This window comes from Streptomyces sp. BE20, from assembly GCF_036322525.1.
Classification (GTDB): domain Bacteria; phylum Actinomycetota; class Actinomycetes; order Streptomycetales; family Streptomycetaceae; genus Kitasatospora.
Genome location: NZ_JAQYWW010000853.1, coordinates 1 through 591 on the forward strand (window position 1 = coordinate 1; position 591 = coordinate 591).

A 591-nucleotide genomic window follows, 5' to 3' on the forward strand; every position below is an offset into this window, starting at 1 on the left:
TCGGATACCGTGTTCCTCTACGGGGTGCCATAACGGATGTGACGCCCCCCACCGGAGGTAAGTCAGCGTATGAGTTCAAAGCGCAGCAAGAATCCAGCCCTGCCCGTACTCGACGACGCATTCCGACTCGCGTCGGTCAAGGACGCCGAGGAGTCCACCCGTGACTTGGCCGCGCGGCTGGCCACCACCGAGCTGCGCCGCGCTTCCCACCCGGGCCGGGTCACCTGGGAGCCCACCGATCAGGCCGAGCCCGTACCGGTCCCGCCGACTGTGGTCGACGGTGACGGGGACCTGTGGCTGCGGGACCGGGGCACCGGCACCTGGACCATGCCCGAGTTTAACCCGAAGGATTTCCCGGCCCGCTGTGGCGAGGTTCTGACGTGGAACGAGCTTGCCTGCGAGTACGGCCCGCTGACCGCGTTGGCCGACGACCGCCGCATCGGCGGCGGCCGGCGCTGACCGCGCAGCCCTCCGGGACGACCGCACCCCTGAAGCGCCCGTTGCGGTTAGCCGGGAGCTCCAGCTCACCGCCGAGCCCGACGATGGCGGCGAGCAGGTGAGCGTGGTGGTGGCGTGCGACGGCCTCGAGCA

1 protein-coding gene is annotated in these 591 nt (G+C 70.1%); it reads left to right on the forward strand.

Features of this window, described 5'->3' with window-relative positions:
- The first annotated feature begins 69 nt into the window (after positions 1 to 69).
- The gene (locus PUR61_RS18355) at positions 70 to 459 is read left to right on the forward strand and encodes a hypothetical protein (RefSeq protein WP_329879984.1); all 390 of its coding nucleotides are present in this window, start codon (positions 70 to 72) and stop codon (positions 457 to 459) included.
- Positions 460 to 591 lie beyond the last annotated feature (132 nt).